This window comes from Flavobacterium sp. H4147, assembly GCF_029360735.1.
Taxonomy (GTDB): Bacteria; Bacteroidota; Bacteroidia; order Flavobacteriales; family Flavobacteriaceae; genus Flavobacterium; species Flavobacterium endoglycinae.
This window is the reverse complement of sequence record NZ_JARKNB010000001.1, coordinates 1,034,807-1,058,633: the sequence shown is the minus strand read 5'-3', so window position 1 is coordinate 1,058,633 and position 23,827 is coordinate 1,034,807. Positions and strand designations below refer to the sequence as shown.

The following is a 23,827-nucleotide window of genomic DNA, read 5'->3' as shown; positions in this document are numbered from 1 at the left end:
TTTTTAAACACTTATAATTTTTTTATAATTATATTTGTCAATATTTTAAATAAATACGAATGAAAAATTATGTAATAGGATTGGACTACGGAACAGATTCTGTTCGCGCGGTGCTTATTGACACAGAAAATGGGCAGGAGCTGGCATCGAATGTTTCTCATTACAAAAGATGGAAAAACAAGCAATATTGTGACGCCTCTATAAACCAATTTCGCCAGCATCCTTTGGATCATATCGAAGGACTGGAAACTACGATTCAAAATGTTGTAAAGGAAAGTAAAGTTGATCCGTCATTGGTTCGCGGAATTTGTATTGACACAACCGGATCTTCACCTGTTCCAGTTACAAAAGATGGAACGCCATTAGCATTGACAAAAGGTTTTGAAGAAAACCCAAATGCCATGATGGTTTTATGGAAAGACCACACTGCAATAAATGAAGCAAACGAAATCAATGAACTGGCAGTAAGCTGGGGCGGAGAAGACGTGACCAAATACGTTGGAGGAATTTATTCTTCGGAATGGTTTTGGGCAAAAATCCTTCACATTGCAAGACAAGATGAAGCGGTTAGAAATGCCGCTCACACTTGGATGGAGCACTGCGATTTAATGACGTATTTATTAATTGAAGATAAAGATTTAAAAACCTTCAAAAGAAGCCGTTGTGCAGCAGGTCACAAAGCCATGTGGCACGAAGACTGGAACGGATTACCGCCAGTTGAATTTTTAGAAAAATTACATCCGTATTTAGCGACTTTACGTGGCAATTTATACGATGAAACCTATACTTCAGATTTAGTTGCTGGAAAATTAAGCAAAGAATGGGCAGACCGTTTAGGACTTTCTACAGAAACAGTTGTGGCTGTGGGAACTTTCGATGCACATTCAGGGGCTGTTGGAGCTAAAATCGAAGAGAATACTTTAGTTCGAGTTATGGGAACTTCAACTTGCGATATCCTAGTTGGTTCTTATCAGGAAGTGGGAACAAAAACCGTTCGCGGAATCTGCGGGCAAGTGGACGGATCTGTAATTCCAGGATTTATTGGTCTGGAGGCAGGACAATCCGCGTTTGGTGATTTACTGGCTTGGTACAAAGAATTGCTAATGTGGCCAACAGAACATTTGTTAGCTTCTTCATCAACTTTAAATGAGGCTCAAAAAGAACAATTAAGAGAAGAATTCAGTGATAAATTAATTGTTGAATTAACTAAAGAGGCAGAGAAAATCCCAGTTTCAGAAAGTCTTCCAATAGCTTTAGACTGGATCAACGGACGAAGAACTCCAGATGCCAATCAGGAAGTGAAAAGCGCCATTTCAAATTTATCATTAGGTACAAAAGCACCTCATATTTTCAAAGCTTTAGTAAATGCAATCTGTTTTGGAGCAAAGAAAATTGTAGACCGTTTTGAAGAAGAAGGCGTGAAAATCGACAGCGTGATCGGTATTGGAGGTGTTGCTCGTAAATCTCCTTTTATCATGCAGACTTTGGCCAACGTTTTAAACAAGCCAATTAAAGTGGCAGCTTCAGACCAGACTCCTGCTTTAGGTGCGGCAATTTATGCAGCCGTTGCAGCTGGAATTTATCCAAACGTAATCGATGCAAGCCAAAAAATCGGTAGTGATTTTGACGGAGAATATTTCCCTCAATTAGATAAAGTGGCAGCTTATCATAAACTGCTTATCGCTTACGAACAATTAAGTGCTTTTGCAGATCCAACTATTAAAATTTCTCAAAATGAGTTCTCTTTATAAAGATTTAAAACAAGAATGTTACGAAGCCAACATGCAGTTAAATGCATTGAATTTGGTGGTGTATACTTTCGGAAACGTAAGCGCTGTAGACAGAAAAAACGGTGTTTTTGCCATTAAGCCAAGCGGCGTTCCTTACGAAGATTTAAAACCTGAAGATATCGTAATCGTCGATTTTGACAACAATGTTGTCGAAGGAAATCTGCGTCCATCTTCAGATACCAAAACACATGCATATTTGTACAAACACTGGCCCAATATTGGTGGAGTCGCACATACGCACGCAACATATTCTGTGGCGTGGGCACAATCACAGCAGGATATTCCAATTTTCGGAACTACGCATGCCGATCATTTAACAGCTGATATTCCGTGTGCGCCCCCGATGGCAGATCATCTGATTGAAGGAAACTACGAACACAATACCGGAATTCAGATTTTGGATTGCTTCAAAGAAAAAAATCTTTCTTATGAAGAAGTAGAAATGATTTTAATTGGAAATCACGGGCCATTTGCTTGGGGAAAAAATGCGGCAAAAGCGGTTTACAACAGCAAAGTATTAGAAGTCGTGGCAGAAATGGCGTACCTGACTTTACAAATAAATCCAAACGCACCAAGATTAAAAGATTCCTTAATAAAGAAACATTACAACCGTAAACACGGAAAAGATTCGTACTATGGACAGTAATTTTTAGTTTCAGGTTTCAGGTTTTCTTTGTTTCAAGTTGTTGGAACGTGAAACTTGAAACTTGAAACAAACAAAAACAAAAATAATAATATAACAATAAGATTTTCGGCATTTTGAGAACGTAAAACTTGAAACAAAGAAAACTTGAAACAAAATAAACAAAACAATGATTGATATCTCTCAAAAAGAAGTATGGTTTGTAGTAGGAAGCCAGGAATTATATGGTGAAGAAACACTTAGAAAAGTAGCTGAGCATTCTCAAATTATTGCAAAAGGATTAGACGCTTCATCTTCAATTCCTGTAAAAGTGGTGTATAAAGATGTGGTAAAATCGCCTTCGCAAATTTTAGATGTATGTCTGGCTGCAAATTCTGAGAAAAACTGTATCGGAATTATCGCTTGGATGCATACTTTCTCTCCTGCAAAAATGTGGATTGGCGGATTAAATATTCTTAAAAAGCCATTGTGCCATTTACATACACAATACAATGCTGAAATTCCGTGGGGAAGCATCGATATGGATTTCATGAATTTGAACCAATCGGCTCACGGAGATCGTGAATTTGGTTTCATCATGTCTCGTTTACGCAAAAAACGTAAAGTTGTAGTTGGGCACTGGGAAGACCAAAGAGTTCAAAAACAATTAGGAATCTGGTCAAGAGTTGCTCTTGGATGGGACGAACTTCAAAACTTAAAAGTAGCTCGTATTGGAGATAATATGCGTGAAGTTGCCGTTACAGAAGGCGACAAGGTAGAAGCTCAAATTCGTTTTGGAGTTTCTGTAAACGGATATGATTCATCAGACGTTACCAAACATATTGAGAGAGTAACAGATAAAGAATTAAACGATTTATTAGCAGTTTATGAGCAATCGTATAGCTTAACTGATTCTTTAAAAGAAGGCGGCGCGCAAAGAAGTTCTTTAGTGGAAGCTGCAAAAATCGAATTAGGATTAAGAGCTTTCCTTGAAGAAGGAGGATTCGGAGCTTTTACAGATACATTTGAAAACCTTGGGGTTTGGAAACAATTGCCAGGAATTGCAACACAAAGATTAATGGCCGATGGTTATGGTTTTGGCGGCGAAGGAGACTGGAAAACCGCTGCAATGGTTAGAGCTTTAAAAGTAATGTGTGTTGGTTTAGAAGGCGGAACTTCTTTCATGGAAGATTATACATACCACTTTACACCACAAAAATCATATGTTTTAGGTTCTCACATGTTGGAAATCTGTCCATCAATTGCTGACGGAAAACCTTCTTGTGAAGTGCATCCATTAGGAATTGGAGGAAAAGAAGATCCAGCTCGTTTGGTATTCAATTCTCCTGCGGGTGATGCGATCAATGTTTCATTGGTTGATATAGGAACTCGTTTCCGTTTAATCGTGAACGAAGTTGAAGCAGTAAAACCAATGGCAGAATTACCAAAACTTCCAGTGGCGCGCGTTCTTTGGGATTGTAAACCAAATTTAGAAGTGGCAGCAACCGCTTGGATTTTAGCTGGTGGGGCGCACCATACCGTTTACAGCCAGTCAATTACAACAGAATATATGGAAGATTTCGCAGACATCGCAGGAATAGAATTATTGGTAATTGATGAGAAAACAACAGTAAGAGAGTTTAAAGATAAAATTAATGCCAACGAAGCCTATTTTCATTTATTCCAACACGGTCTGTAAAGCAATAAAATGTAATTTGTAAGATATAAAATGTGAAAAATCTTAAAAAGGTAAAATTTACATTTTTAAAATGATTAAATTTCGCATCTGACATTTTACATCTAACATTTAACCTTTTACAAACCAAAAAACTATCATTTATGAATGTATTAAAACGTTGTATTTTAGGGATAAGCCTACTAAGTCTGTCCGCAATTTCTGTTCAATGCAAAAACGATAAAAAAATGGATGAAGCTACAGTTTCTTCAGATAAGAAAGCACAAGTTACAATCGAAAAATCAGAGTACGGAACAACCGCTAAAGGTCAAAAAGTCGAGAGTTATAAACTGAAGAACCAAAATGGGATGGAAGTCGACATCATCACTTTTGGAGGAAGAATTACAGATTTAAAAGTACCAAATAAAACTGGTGTTTCTGAAAATGTAGTAATTGGATTCAGTTCTTTGGCACAATACGAAAAAGAAAATCCATTTTTTGGAGCTTTGATTGGAAGATTCGGAAACCGAATTGCAAAAGGTAAATTTTCATTAGATGGAAAAGAATATCAGTTAGCCATTAACAATGCGCCAAACGCTTTGCACGGAGGTCCGCAAGGATTTTTCAACGTAGTTTGGAAAGCAGATGAGGTTAAATCTGGAGATACAGCTTCTTTAAAATTGTCTTATGTAAGTAAGGATATGGAAGAAGGATATCCAGGAAATCTTAAAGTTTTTGTAACTTATACCTTGACAAATGATAATCAACTAGAAGTTTTGTATGAAGCAACAACTGACAAGAAAACAGTGGTTAACTTAACACAACATTCCTATTTCAACTTGTCTGGAGATTTTACCAAAACAATCTTAGATCACGAATTGACTTTAAATGCCGATAAATTAGTTCCAGTAGACGCCACTTTGATTCCAACAGGAAAATTAGATGACGTTGCGGGTACACCTTTCGATTTCAGAACTCCAAAATTAATTGGAAAAGACATCAATGCTAAAAACGAGCAGTTAGAAAGAGGAAAAGGTTATGACCACTGCTGGGTATTGAACAATACTGAAAAAGGAAAAACAATCATTGCAAAAGTATACCACGCAGCAAGCGGAAGAGTTATGGAAATGACAACAGACGAACCTGGAATTCAGTTCTACTCTGGAAATTTCCTAGACGGAACATTGCCAATGCCAAACGGAGGAACGTTTGCCCACAGAACAGGATTATGTCTAGAAACAGAGCATTATCCAGATTCTCCAAACCAGAAAAATTTCCCAACAACGGTTTTAAACCCGGGAGAAAATTATAAGACTAAAACTACCTTTAAATTCTCAGTAAAGAAATAGTTTTAGAATTTGTTTACTAGTTTAGTTCTCTATGAAACCTCGAAAGTTAATTGCTTTTGAGGTTTTTTGTTTTTTAGTCATGAATTCACGAATTTTAGATTATGAAATTTGTGAAATTAGATTTTTCATACATCTCAATCTATATTAATTCGTGAATTCGTGGCAGAAAAAATTATGGCGTTTAAACATCTATTCAAAGCAAAATTAAACTGGACTTCAAAACAAAATCAAGAAGATTCATCTAAAAGATTCTATAGTAAAAGCCATCAAATTCAAATTGAAGGAAAACCAGTTTTAGACGTTTCAGCAGCCAAAGCCTTCAAAGGAGATCCAGAATTATACAATCCAGAAGATTTATTATTGAGCAGTTTGGTTTCCTGCCACATGATGTCATACTTATATGTCTGCTCCCAAAACGGAATAGAAGTCATCAGTTATTCAGATAACGCTGAAGCTACCTTAGAAGTAAATCCAGACGGAAGCGGGCGTTTTACAGAAGTTCGATTAAATCCAAAAGTTACAATTACAAATCCAGATAAAGTTGAATTGGCTTTAGAATTGCATCAAAAAGCAAATCAATTGTGTTTTATTGCTAATTCGTGCAATTTTTCGGTTTTGCATAATGCGAGTTGTGAGGTTGGAACCATATAAGTGATGTAAGTTTATTTAATAAAATGAAGATTTAAAAGGCTTAAGCGTAAAGTTATATTTACTTATATGAGACTTATATGGTTTTAAAAAAGCCATAAAAAAACCTCTTCCGTTAAGAAGAGGTTTTAAGTACCCGGAGCCGGAGTCGAACCGGCACGGTTTCCCACAGGTGTTTGAGACCAGCGCGTCTACCAATTCCGCCATCCGGGCTTAGCAGACGAAAAAATAATTCATAAAATTATTTTAACGCAATACAATGAGATCAATAATGTGCCCATTGCTTTAACACGGTGCAAATGTAAAAAATAAAATTAAAAATTCTAATAAAATACTTAAATATTTCCTTTCAGTGTTCAATAAATTTTATAAATTTGCAGCTCGTTAAAACGACGCACACACAACTAACTACACCCGAGGCATTTATACGGCTTTTATTTTCTCTAAAACGATAAAGTAAAATTGTAAAACCGCAGCGGCGTAAAAACAACACATTATAATGTCGCACCTAGAACCAGAAGCTAAAATTTTTGCTTGTTCACAAAGTGTTTATCTTGCAGAAAAAATTGCAGAACAATACGGAATTCCGTTAGGAAAAGTAACGATGTCAACGTATAGTGACGGAGAATTTCAACCGTCTTACGAAGAATCAATAAGAGGTTTGCGAGTGTTTATCGTATGTTCAACTTTTCCAAGTGCAGATAATCTGATGGAATTGTTGTTAATGATTGATGCTGCAAAGCGCGCATCTGCAAGACATATTACAGCTGTTATGCCTTATTTTGGTTGGGCAAGACAAGATAGAAAAGACAAACCAAGAGTTCCAATTGGAGCTAAGTTAGTAGCAAACCTATTAACTGCTGCAGGAGCAACAAGAATCATGACAATGGATCTGCATGCAGACCAAATTCAAGGATTCTTTGAAAAACCAGTAGATCATTTATTTGCATCTACCATCTTTTTACCTTACGTGCAAAGTTTAAATTTAGAAAATTTAACCATTGCATCTCCAGATATGGGAGGTTCAAAAAGAGCTTATGCTTACTCTAAGTTTTTAGAATCAGATGTAGTAATCTGTTACAAACAAAGAAAAGCAGCCAACGTTATCGACACTATGGAATTGATTGGTGAAGTTAAAGGTCGTAACGTAATCTTAGTAGATGATATGATCGATACAGGAGGAACTTTAGCAAAAGCGGCAGACCTAATGATCGAAAAAGGAGCACTAAGCGTTCGAGCAATTTGTACACATGCTATTTTATCTGGCGGTGCGTATGAGAAAATTGAAAACTCAAAATTGACAGAATTAATTGTAACCGATTCTATTCCGTTAAAGAGACATTCAGATAAAATTAGAGTAGTGAGTTGTGCGCCTCTATTTGCAGAAGTTATGCATATGGTACACCACAACAATTCCATTAGTGGAAAATTCATTATGTAAAAAGCAATAGTCGCTCATTACATAATGCGAAAAAAAGGCTTAAAGCGTATTGCTTAAAAGCGTATCAAATTAGAATATTTATATTAATAACTATATTTTTTTACAATGAAATCGATTACAATTAAAGGATCAGAAAGAGAAAGCGTGGGCAAAGTGTCAACTAAAGCCTTACGTAATGCTGGAGCGGTTCCTTGCGTGTTATACGGAGGAAATCAAGCAGTACACTTCTCAGCAGACGCTGCAGCGTTCAAAAACTTGGTTTACACTCCAAATGCACACACAGTTGTGATTGAGCTTGGAAAAGGAAAATCATTCAATGCAATTTTGCAAGATATCCAAGTTCACCCAGTAACTGACAAAATTTTACACATCGACTTCTTCCAATTATTTGATGATAAAGAAATCACAATGGAAGTTCCTGTGAAAATCGTTGGTACATCTAAAGGTGTTCTTGCGGGAGGTGTTTTACGTTTAAACCAACGTAAATTAAAAGTTAAAGCTTTACCAGCAAATCTTCCTGATTTCGTTGAAGCTGACATCACTCCACTTGAAATGGGTAACAAATTATATGTTACTAAAGTTGGAAAACCAGAGTACAAAGTTATGCACCCAGACAACACAGTTGTTGCTCAGGTAAGAATCTCTCGTGCTGCTATGAAAGCTGCTCAAGAAGCTGCAAAAGCTGCAAAAGCTCCTGCAAAAGGAAAGAAAAAATAATTTTTTTCAAACTCTATACAAGAAAGCCTCAATCTTACGATTGGGGCTTTTTTTTTTAAGGTTCTAAGTGGCTAAGATGCTGAGCTTGTAAAACCTCTGCGAACTTTGTGGTCAAGTCATGCGTTTTTTTAACGCAAAGCACGCTGAGATATTTGGTTTCGAGTGTAATAAATACTAAATATTAATTTCGCAAAGCTGTGTCTAAAATCAAACTTTGTGAACTTTTAATCTGAGATTTACTCATATTAGAGGTGAAAAACTTCATGTACTCTGCTAAAACTCTTTGCGTACTTTGCGGTTAAATCATAGCTGGCTGGAAATTATCTAATTGACACATTGCCAAATTATCTAATTAAGTTTACTTTTGCCAAATGATAAAATGGATAACAAAACTGTTTTCATCAACACCAAAAAGAAGAGAACATAGATAACATGAAGAAATATTTAATCGTCGGATTAGGAAATATCGGAGCTGAGTATGTAAACACCCGACACAACATTGGATTTAAAGTGCTTGACTTTTTAGCTAAAAAAGAAGGTCTTTCGTTTGAAACCGTAAAATTGGGAGCTTTAGCCGAATATAAGTTTAAAGGAAGAACCTTTTTTCTTTTGAAGCCCAATACTTATATGAACCTTAGTGGAAAAGCCGTAAAATATTGGATGGATAAAGAAAATATTCCACTTGAAAATATTTTGGTCATTACAGACGACTTAAACTTGTCTTTCGGAACAATTAGAATTAAACCAAAAGGAAGCGATGGAGGACATAACGGACTTAAAAATATCAATTTGGTTTTGAACACACAAAATTATACGCGTTATAGATTTGGTATCAGTGACCAATTTAAAAAGGGACAGCAGGTAGATTATGTTTTAGGAGAATGGAATGCTGAAGAAGAAGCGAAATTACCAGAACGTTTAGAAATTTCGGCAGAAATAATTAAAACTTTTGGAACTGCCGGTTTAGAAAACACCATGACTGCATTTAATGGAAAATAAAGATTTACAGTATTTTGTATAACAAAAAAGCAAATTATCAGTTAATTTAATTCAATTATAACGAAATAGTATTTTCAATTCCAAAGTTAAATGTCTAAATTTGGGATAAATTATTAATAAACCATAAAAATAGAAATATCATGGCTTTTGAATTACCACAATTACCTTATGCATACGATGCATTAGAACCACATATTGATGCTCGTACAATGGAAATCCATCATACAAAGCACCACAACGCTTATACAACAAATCTAAATGCAGCAATTGCAGGAACAGATTTAGAAGGAAAAACAATCGAAAACATCTTGATCAATTTAGATAAATCAAACGCAGCGGTTCGTAACAATGGTGGAGGTTTCTATAACCACAATTTATTCTGGACTGTAATGTCTCCAAATGGAGGAGGATTGCCAACAGGTGATTTATTAGCTGCTATTGAATCTTCTTTCGGATCTTTCGAAGAATTTAAGGCAAAATTCGCTAAAGCTGGTGCTGGACAATTTGGTTCAGGATGGGCTTGGTTAGTTGTTCAAAAAGGTGGAAAATTAGAAGTAGTAGGAACTCCAAATCAAGATAATCCATTAATGCCAGAAGTTGCTGGAAACGGTGGAACTCCAATCTTAGGAATGGATGTTTGGGAACATGCTTACTACCTAAACTACCAAAACAGAAGACCAGATTATATCGAAGCTTTCTTCAATGTAATTAACTGGACTGAAGTTGCAAGAAGATTTGCTTTAGATAAATAAGAAAATAGAGTAAAGAACATAGAAAAAAGACGAACGCCTTTCGGCACTCGTCTTTTTTTTATTTCAAGAATTTATCTGTTTTCTTTAATCTTTTCTCTATTTTCTGAAAAAAGGAAAATAAAAAAGGCGGAATCACTTCCACCTTTTTTGCCCCAAATCTACCATAAACTTAACCTACTAATGTTATGGTTCAGTAAATGTATGGCAGCTATTTTAATGAAAAAAATAATCTAGATGAATGGTAAAAATATCCGACAAAGTGAATTATAAGGGTCTAAAATCGAAATACTTGAGTGTATTATAAATAAAAAAGGTGGAATTTCTTCCACCCTTTTTGCCCCAAATCTACCATAAACTTAACCTACTAATGTTATGGTATCTCAAAAGTATTGTAGCTTTTCATCTTTACCAAAGAAACAGGATAAACGGCAAAAAAAACCGATGAAATGCACAAATTAACCTTTTTTTAATACTTTTTTAATAAGCTCGCGCGTCTTTTCCTTCATAAAAATTCATAAATGCACGGTTTACAACACGATTTCCTCCCGGAGTAGGATAGTCTCCTGTAAAGTACCAGTCACCTAAGTTTTTAGGACAAGCTTTGTGTAAATCCTCCACAGTTTGGAAAATGATTTTTACTTCGGCATTGATTTCTGGCGAACTTAACATTTCTGCAATTTTATCTGAGATTTCGTCTTGTGTAAATTGGCTGTAAATTTCTGTTACGTAATTTACAACGTCTTTATCAGCGAAATTTTCTTGTGCTTTACATTTAGCGTAAACTTCATCTACAATATGGTATAAGTTTCTTTCTTTTAATAAAGCAAGTGCTGCTCTAAAAGCAACTAAACCTTCTAGTTTTGCCATATCGATTCCGTAACAATCTGGATAACGAATTTGAGGAGCCGATGAAACAATTACAATACGTTTTGGTTTCAAACGATCCATCATTTTAATGATACTCATTTTCAGCGTTGTACCACGAACAATACTGTCGTCAATAATAACTAAATTGTCTTCTGGTTTAATTACGCCGTAAGTAACATCATAAACGTGAGCCACTAAATCATCACGACTGCTGTCTTCGGTAATAAAAGTTCTAAGTTTAGCATCTTTAATGGCTACTTTTTCTGTACGTATTTTTACAGATAAAAGTTCCTGAAGCGTTTCAGCAGTAAGTGTATTTCTATTTTCTAGAATATAATTGTTTTTTCTCTGGTTTAAGAAATCCTGAGCAGCTTCGACCAAACCATAAAATGAGGTTTCGGCTGTGTTTGGAATATAGGAGAAAACAGTATTATCAGTATCGCTGTCAATAGCTTTAAGAACTGCTGGTAAAATTAATTTCCCTAAATCTTTACGCTCTTGATAAATTTCGGCGTCACTTCCTCTTGAAAAGTAAATTCTTTCAAATGAACATGCTTTTTTTACGGTTGGCTCCAAAATTTGATTCATAGAAACTTTTCCGTTTTTCTTGATAATCAAAGCATTTCCAGGATCAATTTCCTGAACACTGTCAAATGGAACATTGAATACGGTTTGAATAACAGGTCTTTCTGAAGCCACTACTACAACTTCGTCGTCTTGATAAAAATAAGCTGGACGAATTCCTGCAGGGTCTCTAAAAACAAAAGCATCTCCATGTCCTAATAAACCAGCCATAGCGTAACCTCCGTCTAAATTTTTAGCCGAACGAGCTAATATTTTAGCAATATCCAAACGTTCTGCAATTACTGGTGAAGCATCTTTTTTAGAATAACCTTCGGCTTTACAGTCTTGGTACAACTGCATAACTTCTTTATCTAAAAAATGACCAATTTTTTCCATTACAGTAACTGTATCAGCCATTTCTTTTGGATGTTGTCCAAGTTCTACAAGATTTTCGAAAAGTTCCTTAACATTTGTCATGTTAAAGTTTCCAGCCAAAATCAAGTTACGGTGCATCCAGTTACTTTGACGTAAAAATGGGTGAACACTTTCAATGCTGTTTTTTCCAAAGGTTCCGTAACGAACGTGACCTAAAAACAATTCTCCTATATAAGGAATGTTCGCTTTTAATTCTTTCATGTCGTCGCCTAATTCCGGGTTTGCTTTTAATTCTTCACTGATACGCTCATTGATTTGTTTAAAAACATCCTGTATAGGTTGTGCGTGATTAGAACGAACTCTGCTGATGTAGCGTTGTCCTGGATCAACATCAAATTTTATACTTGCAAAACCAGCACCGTCTTGTCCGCGGTTGTGCTGTTTTTCCATCATTAAATACATTTTCTGAATTCCGTAGAAAGCAGTTCCGTATTTTTCTTTATAGTATTCAAGCGGTTTAAGAAGTCTAACTAAGGCTATACCACATTCGTGTTTTAAAGCGTCGCTCATTGTTTTTTATTTTGTGTGTTGTTGTAAGTTGTGTGTATTAACGTAATAAAAAAGCCCCGTTTTATCGAGGCTCTTAGGCATTATATTTCTATATCAAACTGAGTTAACGACTTAAATTGCTGTAATCGAATCGCTACTTCGGCTTTGCTTAAGGTTTCCATCCTTTCGGTTCCAAATTTCTCTACGCAGAACGAAGCTAAATTTGAACCGTAAATAATTGCGTTTTTCATGTTTCCAAACGAAATGTTTTCGCTCTGCGCAATGAATCCTGAGAAACCACCTGCGAAAGTATCTCCTGCTCCTGTTGGATCGAAAACGTCTTCTAATGGTAAAGCAGGTGCAAAGAATACTTCTCTATTGTGGAATAAAAGTGCTCCGTGTTCTCCTTTTTTGATCACCACATATTTAGGTCCCAAATCTTGGATTTTCGCAGCCGCTTTTACTAATGAATATTCACCAGAAAGTTGTCTTGCTTCTTCGTCATTGATTGTAATAACATCTACACGTTTAATAACGTCTAATAATTCAGGAAGAGCACAGTCCATCCAGAAATTCATGGTGTCTAAAACTACTAATTTTGGTTTTTTCTCTAATTGATCTAAAACACTACTTTGTACTAATGGGTGTAAGTTTCCTAACATTACCACATCGGCGTCTTTGTAGTTTTGAGGAACTTTTGGCTGAAAATCAGCTAAAACGTTCAATTCAGTAACTAAAGTGTCTCTTGAATTTAAATCATTATGGTATAAACCACTCCAGAAAAAAGTTTTTCCGCCTTTTACAATTTCGATACCAGAGATATCAATATTTTTTGAGGTTAATAAATCTAAATGTTCTTGAGGAAAATCGTCGCCAACTACAGAAACAATGGCCGATTGTAAGTTAAAAAATGACGCTGATAATCCGATGTAGGTTGCAGCACCACCTAAAATTTTATCTGTTTTTCCGAAAGGAGTTTCAATCGCGTCGAAAGCAACTGTTCCAACAATCAATAGTTTATTCATTTTATGAATTTCGAATTAGGGTGCAAAGATACTTCATAAGTTACAATATTGCAATGGTTTAGGTTCGCAAAATTTTCTTAAAAAAATAACAACGATTTCGAAGTAAAACTATTGTAAATGAATTGATTAAAATTGATTTGTTTAAAAGCTTAAAATATGTTTTTTGGATTTAAAAAGCAACTTATATTTTGCGAAATGTTTTTCATTAGCTTTGTTTAAAATCTGAAATCTCAACTATGAAGAAAATTAGCTTTTTATTAGTGCTTTGTATTTTATTTTCTTGTGAACGAAAAGATCTTAATTTTTCTAAAGAAATGATAGAAATGCTAGCTGATCGAGGCGACACAATAAATGGAGCTATAAGATTGCCACCACCTCTGTCATTATTTTCTGACATATACCTTCAAACAAACAGTAATGAAATTTTTTTGACAAATAGCAACGAATTGTTTTTTCTTTATAAAAAATATTATTCTAAACAATTTAAATCATTCAAATCTTTCTTAAATGAGGTTTTAAATAACGAATTTGTTTTTGATAATAAATTATTTAAAAACCCGAAGTACCCGCGTAGATTTAAAATAAATTGTAAAATAGAAAAAGAATATTCGAATTTGGGATTTGATAGGTTTTTAAAAAAATATTCTAAAGTATCATCTCGAAAAGGAAAACTAGAGCTTAATAAAGCTAATTTGAAAAATGATGAGTATCTAACAATAGCCTATTTCCTCTATAAAAACAGATATGATATAAGTCAAGATTGCTATATTGGAAAGGATTATATCTATAAAAGAGAAGACTATTTTAAAACTTACAACTGATACTTTTTATCAAAATAATTTTTCAAAATTCCAATTTGAACCAAAATCATAAAAGGAACTACTAAAACAGCATATAACATCGTCTTAGAAAAATGAATTTCATTGAAGGCTGTTGAAACTTTATTTGAATATAATTTTCCAATTTCATCAATTTTAAGATCATTATCTGAAACTGAAAAAAGAGAAACATAAAGCGCTAAGAAAGTTACTGCTAGGCCAATAGCAATCCATACCGATTTTGAAATCAAAGGTTTATATGGTTTTATTTTTGCTTTTTCAGAAATAAGAATTTGCGACATTATATTCGAAGTAAAGTCGGCAGATGGCGACTGAAGTGTATCTTCGGCCATCATTTTATCAATAAGATTTTCTATGTTTTTATCGCTCTCTTTCATAATAATCTATTATTTCTGGTTCTAACTGCTTTTTCAAAATTACGGCTAATTTCTGTCGGCTCCTAAATAATTTTATTTTGACATTATTAGCGTTGATATTCATGATTTTTCCAATTTCTTCCAAATTCTGATCTTCAAAATAAAACAAGGTCAGCAGGAAGTTTTCTTCTCTTGGCAGCAAATTCAAACAATTCTGAATCGTCTGCTTCCGTTCTTTATCTTCCAAAGCACTTAAAGCATTATCCATTGTTTTTATCAAATGCGATGAAAAATCGTCTATCGAAATATTGTTTTCCTCTTTTTTATTTTTCTTTAAACGATCCAGACATGTGTTATAAGAGATCTTATAAATCCATGTCGAGAATTTAGAATCGCCTTTAAACTTGCCCAAAGAATTAAATACTTTAATAAAAGTATCCTGAGAAACTTCTTCAGCCTCTTCTCTGTTTTTCATCATTTTGAGAGACAAGGTAAAGATCAGATCTTTATAACGATCAACCAGCACAGCAAAAGCATTTGTTTCGCCTTGCAGAATTTTATCGATATAATGTTGATCTTGTAATGTGCTCATATATATAGGACGACAAGAAGTTTGTTTAGGTTACAATAATTTTAAAAAATAAATTCCAATTTTAATAAATTCCAAACTTAATATATATAATAAAGAATAGGAGTTGGACTTTGTCAAAGTTTTGACAAGGAGATAATTTCAATTAAAATTAATTGATTATCAGTTGATTTTGGATTTTGTAATTTAAAAAAATGATTTTTTTGAAAAAATCTGTAACCTCATTTTAAAAACGGTCGTCATATGGGTATATCAATCAATTAAAAACGTAAATATCATGGATGACAAAATTTTAATTCCAATTAGCTTTTTCTTAATGGTCTTCGGGATCGTTTATTTAATTTATTCAACAAGAAATAGAGAGCGATTGGCTCTTATAGAAAAAGGAGTAGATGCGAGTATCTTTTTACAGGGAAAAGGAAGCGGAGTTCCTGCTTGGAAAGTATTTGTTGTAAATGTGGCTTTCTTGTTAATAGGAAGTGGTGTTGGAATTTTTCTAGCGTTACTAATTACAACGTATACTTCCCTTAATGATGGTGCGGTTTATCCTTCTATTATTTTTATAATGGCCGGTATTGGACTTTTAACAGGGTTTAAAACTGCAAAAGATTTAGATAAAGAGTAGGCAAGAAATTAAGTTAGTACAAAAAAACGCATCAAATTACTTGATGCGTTTTTTTATTCTTTAGAGCCAATAGTTTCGTAATAAACATCTATAGAAAGTTTGGGCTGCATGGATGCCATAACCGCTAATTGGTCGCAACGTTCGTTTTGAGGATGATTGTTGTGGCCTTTTATCCATTTAAAATCGACTTGATGTTTTCTATAGGCGATTAAAAAGCGTTTCCATAAATCGGGATTTTTTTTGTCTTTATAAGCTTTCTTCTCCCATCCGAAAACCCATTTTTTTTCAACAGAATCAACGACATATTTAGAATCTGAAATAACAAGGACTTTCATATTTGGCTTTTTCAGTTTTTCTAAACCTACAATTACAGCAAGAAGTTCCATTCTATTATTGGTAGTAAGGCGAAAACCCTCATAGAATTCTTTTTTATGTGGTGTTCCAACCAATTCCATTACGACTCCATACCCGCCGTTTCCCGGATTACCTTTTGCGGCGCCGTCTGTATATATATGTACTTCGTGAGACATTAATTTATTTTAGATTGTAGATTTCAGATTTTAGATTGTGTAAATTAAGATTTTAATTATTGGAATTTGCATCTAACAATCTATGGATGATCTCAGGAAAATGTTTTTGTTCTAATTCATGAATCTTCTCGGCAACTGTTTCAGGCGTATCTTCATCCGTTAAAGCAACGTTTGCCTGAAAGATAATTCCGCCTTCGTCATAGTTTTCATTTACATAATGAATAGAGATTCCAGTTTCCTTTTCCTTATTATTTACAATAGCTCTATGAATGTGCATTCCGTACATTCCTTTACCTCCATAATTAGGTAAAAGTGCAGGATGGATATTTATAATTTTGTGAGGATATTTCTCGATTATATTTTCGGGAAATTTCAAAAGAAAACCGGCAAGGACAATCAAATCTGGGTCGATTTTTTGTATTTTTTGTAATACATTTCGCTCTAAAAGTTCGTTTTTTGAGAAGATTTCGACAGGAATTTGATGATTTTTTGCTCTTTCAATCACTTTTGCAGAAGCGTTATTTGTAAAAACAGAAACAACCTTAGCAAATTCGGTTTTTGAAAAATATTTTATAATGTTTTCTGCGTTAGATCCTGATCCTGAGGCAAAAACGATAATTTTTTTCATAATATTATTTATTTTGAGAATGCAAAAAACGGAATAAAAATCGAAAATAAATAGCTTTAAAACGGCTTTCTTGAAATTAATTTTATAAATTAGTGTCACATTTATAAACTAAATAGTTGTTTTAAAATAAAGTTTTTTATTTTTGCCAACAAATTAAATTCTAAAATTAAAGATTATGTCAGACATTGCATCAAGAGTAAAAGCGATTATCGTAGACAAATTAGGTGTTGACGAAAACGAAGTTGTAACAGAAGCAAGCTTCACTAATGATTTAGGAGCTGACTCATTAGACACTGTTGAGCTTATTATGGAATTCGAAAAAGAATTTGATATTCAAATTCCAGACGATCAAGCAGAAAACATTGCTACTGTTGGTCAAGCTATTTCTTATATCGAGGAAGCAAAAAAATAATAATACCACACCCGATTTCTAAAAATCCCAATTTTTGAATTCCACATTCCAATTGGAATTTGTTTTTTGATTTTTGTAATTTTTAAGAATCGGGTGTTATTATTTTTTAAAATTTAAAATTCGATTGGTTTTCAATCAAAAAGATATACTTATATTGTAATGCCCATGGCTCTTAAGTAGCAATACAGTTAAGAAACATGGGTTTTATTTGTTTAAAGACACAAAATACATATTTATGGCATTAAGGCGAGTTGTTGTAACAGGATTAGGTGCACTTACTCCTATCGGGAATAATATCCAGGAATATTGGAATGCACTTGTGAATGGGGTAAGCGGAGCCGCTCCTATCACGTATTATGATACAGAGAAGCACAAAACGAAATTTGCCTGCGAAGTGAAAAACTTCAATATTGAAGATTACATGGATCGCAAGGAATCTCGTAGACTAGATAAATTTGCTCAATATGCAATTGCTGCCAGTGATGAAGCTATTAAAGATGCTGGAATTACTAATGATAATGTTAACAAACAAAGAGTTGGTGTTATCTGGGGAGCAGGAATTGGAGGTTTAGAGACTTTTCAGGATGAAGTAATGTATTATGCAAAAGGTGATGGAACTCCAAAGTTCAATCCGTTCTTTATTCCTAAAATGATTGCCGATATTGCTCCAGCACACATTTCGATGCGTAATGGCTATATGGGACCAAATTATACTACTGTTTCTGCATGTGCGTCTTCTGCAAATGCATTAATCGATGCTTTCAACTACATACGTTTAGGAATGTGTGATGTTATTATTTCTGGTGGTTCTGAAGCTGCAGTTACTATTGCAGGTATGGGAGGTTTCAGTTCGATGCACGCTTTATCTACAAGAAATGAAAGTCCAGAAACCGCTTCAAGACCTTTTGATGCAACCAGAGATGGTTTCGTTTTAGGAGAAGGAGCAGGAGCTTTAGTTCTTGAAGATTACGAACACGCTAAAGCAAGAGGTGCAAAAATCTATTGCGAAATTGGCGGAGGCGGAATGTCATCTGATGCTTACCACTTAACAGCACCACATCCAGAAGGAATTGGAGTTATTGCAGTAATGGAAAATACTCTAAGAGATGCTGGAATGAGCCCTGATCAAGTAGATCATATCAACACGCACGGAACTTCTACTCCATTAGGAGACGTTGCTGAGTTAAAAGCAATCAGCGCTGTTTTTGGAAGTCATGCTAAAAACATCAATATTAATTCAACAAAATCAATGACAGGACACTTACTTGGTGCTGCCGGAGCTATCGAAGCTATTGCTTCTATCTTGGCAATGCAAAACGGAATTGTTCCTCCAACGATTAACCATAGTGTTGTTGACGAAAATATCGATCCATCTCTTAATTTAACTTTGAACAAAGCGCAAAAAAGAGAAGTAAACGTTGCCATGAGTAATACGTTTGGTTTTGGCGGACACAATGCTTGTGTATTGTTTAAAAAATTAGCTGACTAGTTTTTCGCATATGAATATTATCAAAAAAATATTTTCTAAATCCCGTTCTCTAGAAGACGGGATTTTTTTTGACACTATTCAGAAAATTCTTGGTTTTCCACCTATAAATATCGAATTTTATAGAAAAGCATTTACCCACAGATCATCAAATAAATTAGATGAAAATGGACACCCCATAAATTACGAACGCCTGGAATTTTTAGGAGACGCTATGTTAAGCGCTGTTATTGCTGCACATTTGTTTAATAAAGCACCCAACGGAGATGAGGGTTATTTAACAAAAATGCGCTCTAAAATTGTTAGTCGCGAACATTTAAACGAACTTGGAAAAGACCTAAACTTAGTAAGGTTCGTAGAGAGTAAAGTACCTGTACAGCATTTTGGAGAAAATATACATGGTAATATTTTCGAATCGCTTGTAGGAGCCATTTATTTAGACAAAGGATATTCATACTGTGAGAGATTTATCCAAAAAAGAGTAATTACACCTTATGTCGACATTGCACGACTGGAAGGAAAAGTAATTAGTTATAAAAGTTTAGTTATCGAATGGTGTCAGAAAGAAAAGAGAATCTTTCATTATGATATTTTTGAAGATAATGGAATTGACGGACAACGTTTGTTTGGAGTCAAATTAAGTATAGACGATAAAGTAGTAGCACGAGCGCGGGCTACCTCAAAAAAGAAAGCAGAAGAAAAAGCTTCGCAAAGAGCTTATTTTGCATTTCAGGAAAAAATTGACAAGAAATAACTACAAATTTGCTGTAATTTTCCTAATGCTAAATCGTTTTCGTTTATAAATTAACAAAAACAAGACACACATAACTATTGATGCTCCGTTAGAAATAGTATATTTACAACTTGATTTTTCATGACATGGCTGTTCATAGATTGGATTTAGACGAATTTGACGAAATTGATTATTATTTAATGGCAATTCATACTTCATTAGAAGATTACAGACTTGCTTATTTTATCAATAAAAACCTTCCGATAAACCTCAGTAAGAGCAAAAGCGAGATACATGCTCAAACTAAAGAAGGCGAGGCAAATTTTTCAAGATTTTATTATTATGATTCTGAGAAAGCTGTATCATGGAATTTGATTCAGAATAAAAATGAGATCATTTCTGTGAGTACAAATGATTTCCAGAATTTGTTTTCTAATGAAACAAGTGAGGTTTCTACAACAATTCATTTACTTCCTGAATTCAAAAAAGTAGATTATTTCCTGAAAATTGATAACAGTGAGGAAACTGTCAATTTCACGGAAATACAGCAACGATTAAATTCAATAGAAAGTATCGCTGCTATTTATGCTGTAGATACCAATAAAATAAAATCAAAAAACAATCTAATTTTTTAAAAAAAATGTTAACAAGTAAGAAAACCAAAATTGTTGCTACACTTGGGCCTGCATGTAGTACAAGAGAGATTATCAAGGATATGATCGATGCAGGGGTTAATGTATTTAGAATCAATTTTTCGCATGCAGATTACGAAGGGGTAAAAGAAAAAATCAACATTATTAGAGGCCTAAATGAAGAGTTTGGTTACACTACAGCAATTCTTGGAGATTTGCAGGGACCAAAACTTAGAGTTGGTGTAATGGAAGAAGGAACTGTAGTTCACGATGGAGACTTAATTACATTTACAACTGCAGAAGATATTATTGGAACATCTCAAAGAGTATTCATGAAATATCAAAATTTCCCGAATGATGTAAATGAAGGAGAGCGTATCTTGCTTGATGATGGTAAACTTATTTTCGAAATAGTTTCAACAGATAAAAAATCAGAGGTTGTTGCTAAAGTTATTCAAGGAGGAGAATTAAAATCTAAAAAAGGAGTTAATCTTCCAAACACTAAAATCTCTTTACCAGCTTTAACTGAAAAAGATATTGCTGATGCGATTTTTGCAATCGAACAAAAAGTAGACTGGATCGCACTTTCATTCGTGAAAACGCCACGCGATTTACAAGATCTACAAGAATTAATCGCGAAACATTCAGAAGTTAAAATTCCAATCGTTGCTAAAATTGAAATGCCAGAAGCTCTAGAGAACATGGATAAAATTGTAGCATATTGCGATGGTTTAATGGTTGCTCGTGGAGATCTTGGTGTTGAGCTTCCTGCTCATGAAGTACCATTGGTGCAAAAAGACTTAATCCGTAGAGCAAAAACCGCGAGAATTCCAGTAATTGTTGCCACTCAAATGATGGAAACAATGATTACAAGCTTAACTCCAACAAGAGCAGAAGTAAATGACGTTGCTAACTCAGTAATGGACGGTGCAGATGCTGTAATGTTATCTGGAGAAACTGCAACAGGAAACTATCCGGTACAAGTAATTCAAAGAATGGCACAAATTTGCGAAGCGGTAGAAAACTCTCCGTTAATCCAAGTGCCACAAAATACACCACAAATTAAAACAAAACGTTTCGTTACTAAAACAGTTTGCCACCAAGCGGCTTTATTAGCTAATGAAATCGAAGCTAAAGCTATTTGTACTTTAACAAACAGTGGTTACACTGCTTTCCAAATTTCAGCTTGGCGTCCTTCAACAGCACACATTTTAGTATTTACTTCAAACAAAAGAATCTTAACTCAATTAAACCTTTTATGGGGAGTTAAATCATTCTACTATGATAATGAAGAAAGTACAGATGATACAGTAACTGATGTAAATAAAATTGCTGTTGAAAAAGGATATGTAACAAAAGGAGATTACTTAATTAACCTTGCAGCAATGCCTATTAAAGATAGAGGAATGGTAAACACCATGAGAGTATCTGAGATTGAATAATAATTTATAATAATTTTGAAAAAGCCATTTACGAAAGTAAATGGCTTTTTTTATGTTTATTATTAACGAAGAATCTCCTCATTAAATAAGTTAAATGATTCTCATGTTTCATTTTAGAAATTTTTCTAACCAAAAAATCACATTTCTTAAAAATCCAATTCGACTTAAAATTGGTTTTAGAGGTCTTGTATAGATGTTTCATTTTCAAAATTGAAACATTTTGTTTCAGATTCTAAATTTTTGTTGTTTCATTTTATAAAATGAAACAATGTCATCCCACCTAAACACTATAGTTCGCCTATTAATTAGTTAATTTTGAGAAGCTTAAAAAAAAGTTAAAGAAGTTTTCTTGCCAATTAAAATATAATAATAAAAATGAAACAATGATTTTAAGACTTTAAAACTGGTTTTAGAATTTATTCGTTCTCCTATTTTTTGTTTGAAACTTTACCCTCACATATAACAGGAATTATTAACCAATTTTTTTATCATGAAACACATCAACTTAAAATGCGGATTTAATAATGCGATTATAGTTTTAGCATTATTATGCTTTACATCTTTATCAATTTCAGCGCAAAGTAAAAAACAGCCAAATATCCTGGTACTTTGGGGTGATGATATTGGAATTACAAATATAAGTGCCTATAGCGATGGATTGATGGGCTATACCACTCCAAATATTGATCGTTTAGCCAATGAAGGACTTCGATTTTTACATTATTATGGTGAACAAAGCTGTACTGCCGGACGTGCTGCATTCCTAACAGGACAACATGGTATTCGTACAGGTCTTACAAAAGTAGGTTTCCCAGGCGCACCTATGGGTATGAGCCAGTTAGATCCTTCTATAGGAGGAATCATGAAAAGCTTAGGATATGCAACAGGACAATTTGGTAAAAACCACGTGGGTGACCGAAACGAAAGTCTGCCAACTGTAAATGGTTTCGATGAATTTTTTGGAAATCTATATCACTTAAATGCTGAAGAAGAACCAGAATTGCCGGATTATCCTAAAGATCCAGAATATTTGAAAAAATATGGTCCAAGAGGAGTTTTAAAATGTACCGCTACCAATGTAGATGATCCAACGGTTGATCCTCGCTTTGGAAAAATCGGAAAACAAAAAATTGAAGATACTGGAGCTCTTACTAAAAAAAGAATGGAAACAGTTGATGATGAAACATCTGCAGCAGCTATTGATTTTATTAAAAGACAAAATGCAGCTGGTAAACCATTTTTCTGCTGGTTTAATGCAACCCGTATGCACCTTCGTACACACGTTAGAGCAGAACATAGAGGAAGATATACACACGGTGACAGTGAATACATTGATGGTATGATCGAGCACGACGAAACGATTGGAAGTATTCTAAAAGCATTAGACGATTTAGGAATTGCTGAAAATACCATTGTAGTGTATTCAACAGATAATGGTCCTCATATGAATACATGGCCTGATGGTGCTATGACTTCATTCCGTTCAGAAAAAAATACAAACTGGGAAGGTGCTTTTCGTGTGCCATGTATTGTACGATGGCCAGGCAACATCAAACCTGGAACTGTAACAACAGAATTAATGAGCCATAATGACTGGATTCCAACTTTTGCTTCTATTGCGGGAGATCCAAATATTACTAAAGAGCTTTTGAAAGGATATAATGCAAACGGAAAAACCTATAAAGTACATTTGGATGGATTTGACCAAACAGATTTATTAAAAGGAGGAAAAAGCCACAGAGATAAATTTTTCTATTCTGATGATGACGGTTTATTAGTTGGTTTACGTCAAGGTGATTATAAATATGTTTTTGCAGAACAACGTTTGGCAGGAACTATGGGAGTTTGGGCAGAGCCATTTACAGAACTTCGTATGCAGAAAATATTTAACCTTTATCAAGATCCATACGAAAGAGCCGATATCACTTCAAATACCTACTGGGATTATATTATTAACCACGTAGGAGCTGTATACGGTGCCATGAACGAAGTATTTGTTTTTGCAGAATCATTTAAGGAATATCCTCCACGTTCATTCCCGCCAAGTTTTAATCCTACTACTATTTTGAATCAAACATTACAAGGTATTAAAACACAACAATACGTTGAGAAAAATATTCTTCCTAAAATAAAAGAAGAAGAAACAGCTTCAAAAAAGAAAAAATAAAATGAGAATCACTAA

At 34.2% G+C, this 23,827-nt stretch carries 22 protein-coding genes, 1 tRNA gene and 1 pseudogene; 17 read left to right on the top strand and 7 right to left on the bottom strand.

The annotated features are described in order from the left end of the window. Nucleotides 1-59 precede the first annotated feature (59 nt). From P2W75_RS04685 to P2W75_RS04665, 5 genes are all read left to right on the top strand, one after another. The gene (locus P2W75_RS04685) at nucleotides 60-1,751 is read left to right on the top strand and encodes a ribulokinase (RefSeq protein ID WP_276379178.1); all 1,692 of its coding nucleotides are present in this window, start codon (nucleotides 60-62) and stop codon (nucleotides 1,749-1,751) included. Then, on the top strand, nucleotides 1,735-2,436 hold the full coding sequence (locus P2W75_RS04680) for an L-ribulose-5-phosphate 4-epimerase (protein ID WP_207298342.1): 702 nt from the start codon (nucleotides 1,735-1,737) through the stop codon (nucleotides 2,434-2,436). Before P2W75_RS04685 ends, P2W75_RS04680 begins: the two co-directional genes overlap by 17 nt. A gap of 166 nt (nucleotides 2,437-2,602) precedes the next feature. Then, the gene (gene araA / locus P2W75_RS04675) at nucleotides 2,603-4,111 is read left to right on the top strand and encodes an L-arabinose isomerase (protein WP_276379175.1); all 1,509 of its coding nucleotides are present in this window, start codon (nucleotides 2,603-2,605) and stop codon (nucleotides 4,109-4,111) included. A 140-nt stretch (nucleotides 4,112-4,251) separates the two neighbouring features. Continuing rightward, on the top strand, nucleotides 4,252-5,436 hold the full coding sequence (locus P2W75_RS04670) for an aldose epimerase family protein (RefSeq protein WP_276379173.1): 1,185 nt from the start codon (nucleotides 4,252-4,254) through the stop codon (nucleotides 5,434-5,436). 174 nt (nucleotides 5,437-5,610) lie between these two features. Then, nucleotides 5,611-6,087, top strand: coding sequence for an OsmC family protein (locus P2W75_RS04665; RefSeq protein WP_276379907.1), 477 nt, complete (start codon nucleotides 5,611-5,613; stop codon nucleotides 6,085-6,087). Between the two features lie 130 nt (nucleotides 6,088-6,217). Here P2W75_RS04665 and P2W75_RS04660 read toward each other — a convergent pair. Then, a tRNA-Leu gene (locus P2W75_RS04660) sits at nucleotides 6,218-6,297 on the bottom strand. Nucleotides 6,298-6,583: 286 nt separating this feature from the next. On the opposite strand from P2W75_RS04660, the gene P2W75_RS04655 reads away from it, so the two are divergent. The 4 genes and pseudogenes from P2W75_RS04655 to P2W75_RS04640 all read left to right on the top strand — a co-directional run bounded on the left by P2W75_RS04655 (nucleotide 6,584) and on the right by P2W75_RS04640 (nucleotide 9,993). Continuing rightward, nucleotides 6,584-7,525 (top strand): ribose-phosphate pyrophosphokinase, encoded by a 942-nt coding sequence (locus P2W75_RS04655; protein ID WP_207298338.1) that lies wholly within the window; start codon nucleotides 6,584-6,586, stop codon nucleotides 7,523-7,525. Between the two features lie 105 nt (nucleotides 7,526-7,630). Then, nucleotides 7,631-8,242, top strand: coding sequence for a 50S ribosomal protein L25/general stress protein Ctc (locus P2W75_RS04650; RefSeq protein ID WP_207298337.1), 612 nt, complete (start codon nucleotides 7,631-7,633; stop codon nucleotides 8,240-8,242). Nucleotides 8,243-8,613: 371 nt separating this feature from the next. After that, nucleotides 8,614-9,241, top strand: a pseudogene (gene pth / locus P2W75_RS04645) (aminoacyl-tRNA hydrolase). Nucleotides 9,242-9,381: 140 nt separating this feature from the next. Beyond that, nucleotides 9,382-9,993: a superoxide dismutase gene (locus P2W75_RS04640; protein WP_207298335.1), complete on the top strand. Its 612-nt coding sequence runs from the start codon at nucleotides 9,382-9,384 to the stop codon at nucleotides 9,991-9,993. 477 nt (nucleotides 9,994-10,470) lie between these two features. On the opposite strand, the gene P2W75_RS04635 is transcribed toward P2W75_RS04640, so the two are convergent. Beyond that, nucleotides 10,471-12,369, bottom strand: a complete 1,899-nt coding sequence (locus P2W75_RS04635) for an amidophosphoribosyltransferase (protein ID WP_276379171.1) — start codon at nucleotides 12,367-12,369, stop codon at nucleotides 10,471-10,473. An 80-nt stretch (nucleotides 12,370-12,449) separates the two neighbouring features. Beyond that, a complete protein-coding gene (locus tag P2W75_RS04630; RefSeq protein ID WP_276379169.1) occupies nucleotides 12,450-13,373 on the bottom strand; it encodes a PfkB family carbohydrate kinase in 924 nt (307 codons plus the stop codon). A 236-nt stretch (nucleotides 13,374-13,609) separates the two neighbouring features. Between P2W75_RS04630 and P2W75_RS04625 the strand changes: the two genes are divergently transcribed. After that, nucleotides 13,610-14,194: a hypothetical protein gene (locus tag P2W75_RS04625; RefSeq protein WP_276379168.1), complete on the top strand. Its 585-nt coding sequence runs from the start codon at nucleotides 13,610-13,612 to the stop codon at nucleotides 14,192-14,194. On the opposite strand, the gene P2W75_RS04620 is transcribed toward P2W75_RS04625, so the two are convergent. Both P2W75_RS04620 and P2W75_RS04615 read right to left on the bottom strand, forming a co-directional pair. Beyond that, on the bottom strand, nucleotides 14,185-14,589 hold the full coding sequence (locus P2W75_RS04620; RefSeq protein WP_276379166.1) for a hypothetical protein: 405 nt from the start codon (nucleotides 14,587-14,589) through the stop codon (nucleotides 14,185-14,187). The two genes, P2W75_RS04625 and P2W75_RS04620, sit on opposite strands and share 10 nt — an antisense overlap. After that, nucleotides 14,573-15,160, bottom strand: coding sequence for an RNA polymerase sigma factor (locus tag P2W75_RS04615; protein WP_207298330.1), 588 nt, complete (start codon nucleotides 15,158-15,160; stop codon nucleotides 14,573-14,575). The genes P2W75_RS04620 and P2W75_RS04615 overlap by 17 nt, the downstream gene beginning before the upstream one ends. Nucleotides 15,161-15,434: 274 nt before the next feature. Between P2W75_RS04615 and P2W75_RS04610 the strand changes: the two genes are divergently transcribed. Next, nucleotides 15,435-15,782, top strand: a complete 348-nt coding sequence (locus P2W75_RS04610) for a DUF6249 domain-containing protein (RefSeq protein ID WP_207298329.1) — start codon at nucleotides 15,435-15,437, stop codon at nucleotides 15,780-15,782. 53 nt (nucleotides 15,783-15,835) lie between these two features. Here the strand turns inward: P2W75_RS04610 and rnhA are convergent, their stop codons facing one another. Beyond that, nucleotides 15,836-16,312: a ribonuclease HI gene (gene rnhA, locus P2W75_RS04605; RefSeq protein WP_276379165.1), complete on the bottom strand. Its 477-nt coding sequence runs from the start codon at nucleotides 16,310-16,312 to the stop codon at nucleotides 15,836-15,838. A 52-nt stretch (nucleotides 16,313-16,364) separates the two neighbouring features. Further along, nucleotides 16,365-16,940: a phosphoribosylglycinamide formyltransferase gene (purN, locus tag P2W75_RS04600; protein ID WP_207298327.1), complete on the bottom strand. Its 576-nt coding sequence runs from the start codon at nucleotides 16,938-16,940 to the stop codon at nucleotides 16,365-16,367. A 175-nt stretch (nucleotides 16,941-17,115) separates the two neighbouring features. On the opposite strand from purN, the gene P2W75_RS04595 reads away from it, so the two are divergent. The 6 genes from P2W75_RS04595 (at nucleotide 17,116) to P2W75_RS04570 (ending at nucleotide 23,812) form a co-directional block, all read left to right on the top strand. Continuing rightward, a complete protein-coding gene (locus tag P2W75_RS04595) occupies nucleotides 17,116-17,352 on the top strand; it encodes an acyl carrier protein (protein WP_007137004.1) in 237 nt (78 codons plus the stop codon). 235 nt (nucleotides 17,353-17,587) lie between these two features. Further along, nucleotides 17,588-18,841, top strand: a complete 1,254-nt coding sequence (fabF, locus tag P2W75_RS04590) for a beta-ketoacyl-ACP synthase II (protein ID WP_207298326.1) — start codon at nucleotides 17,588-17,590, stop codon at nucleotides 18,839-18,841. Between the two features lie 10 nt (nucleotides 18,842-18,851). Next, on the top strand, nucleotides 18,852-19,592 hold the full coding sequence (rnc, locus tag P2W75_RS04585) for a ribonuclease III (protein WP_207298325.1): 741 nt from the start codon (nucleotides 18,852-18,854) through the stop codon (nucleotides 19,590-19,592). A gap of 125 nt (nucleotides 19,593-19,717) precedes the next feature. Next, nucleotides 19,718-20,206 (top strand): IPExxxVDY family protein, encoded by a 489-nt coding sequence (locus P2W75_RS04580; RefSeq protein ID WP_207298324.1) that lies wholly within the window; start codon nucleotides 19,718-19,720, stop codon nucleotides 20,204-20,206. 5 nt (nucleotides 20,207-20,211) lie between these two features. Further along, complete coding sequence (gene pyk / locus P2W75_RS04575) at nucleotides 20,212-21,645, top strand: pyruvate kinase (protein WP_207298323.1); 1,434 nt, start codon at nucleotides 20,212-20,214, stop codon at nucleotides 21,643-21,645. Between the two features lie 490 nt (nucleotides 21,646-22,135). Then, entirely contained in the window at nucleotides 22,136-23,812 is a 1,677-nt protein-coding gene (locus P2W75_RS04570) for an arylsulfatase (RefSeq protein WP_207298322.1), read from the top strand. The last annotated feature ends 15 nt before the right edge of the window (nucleotides 23,813-23,827 follow it).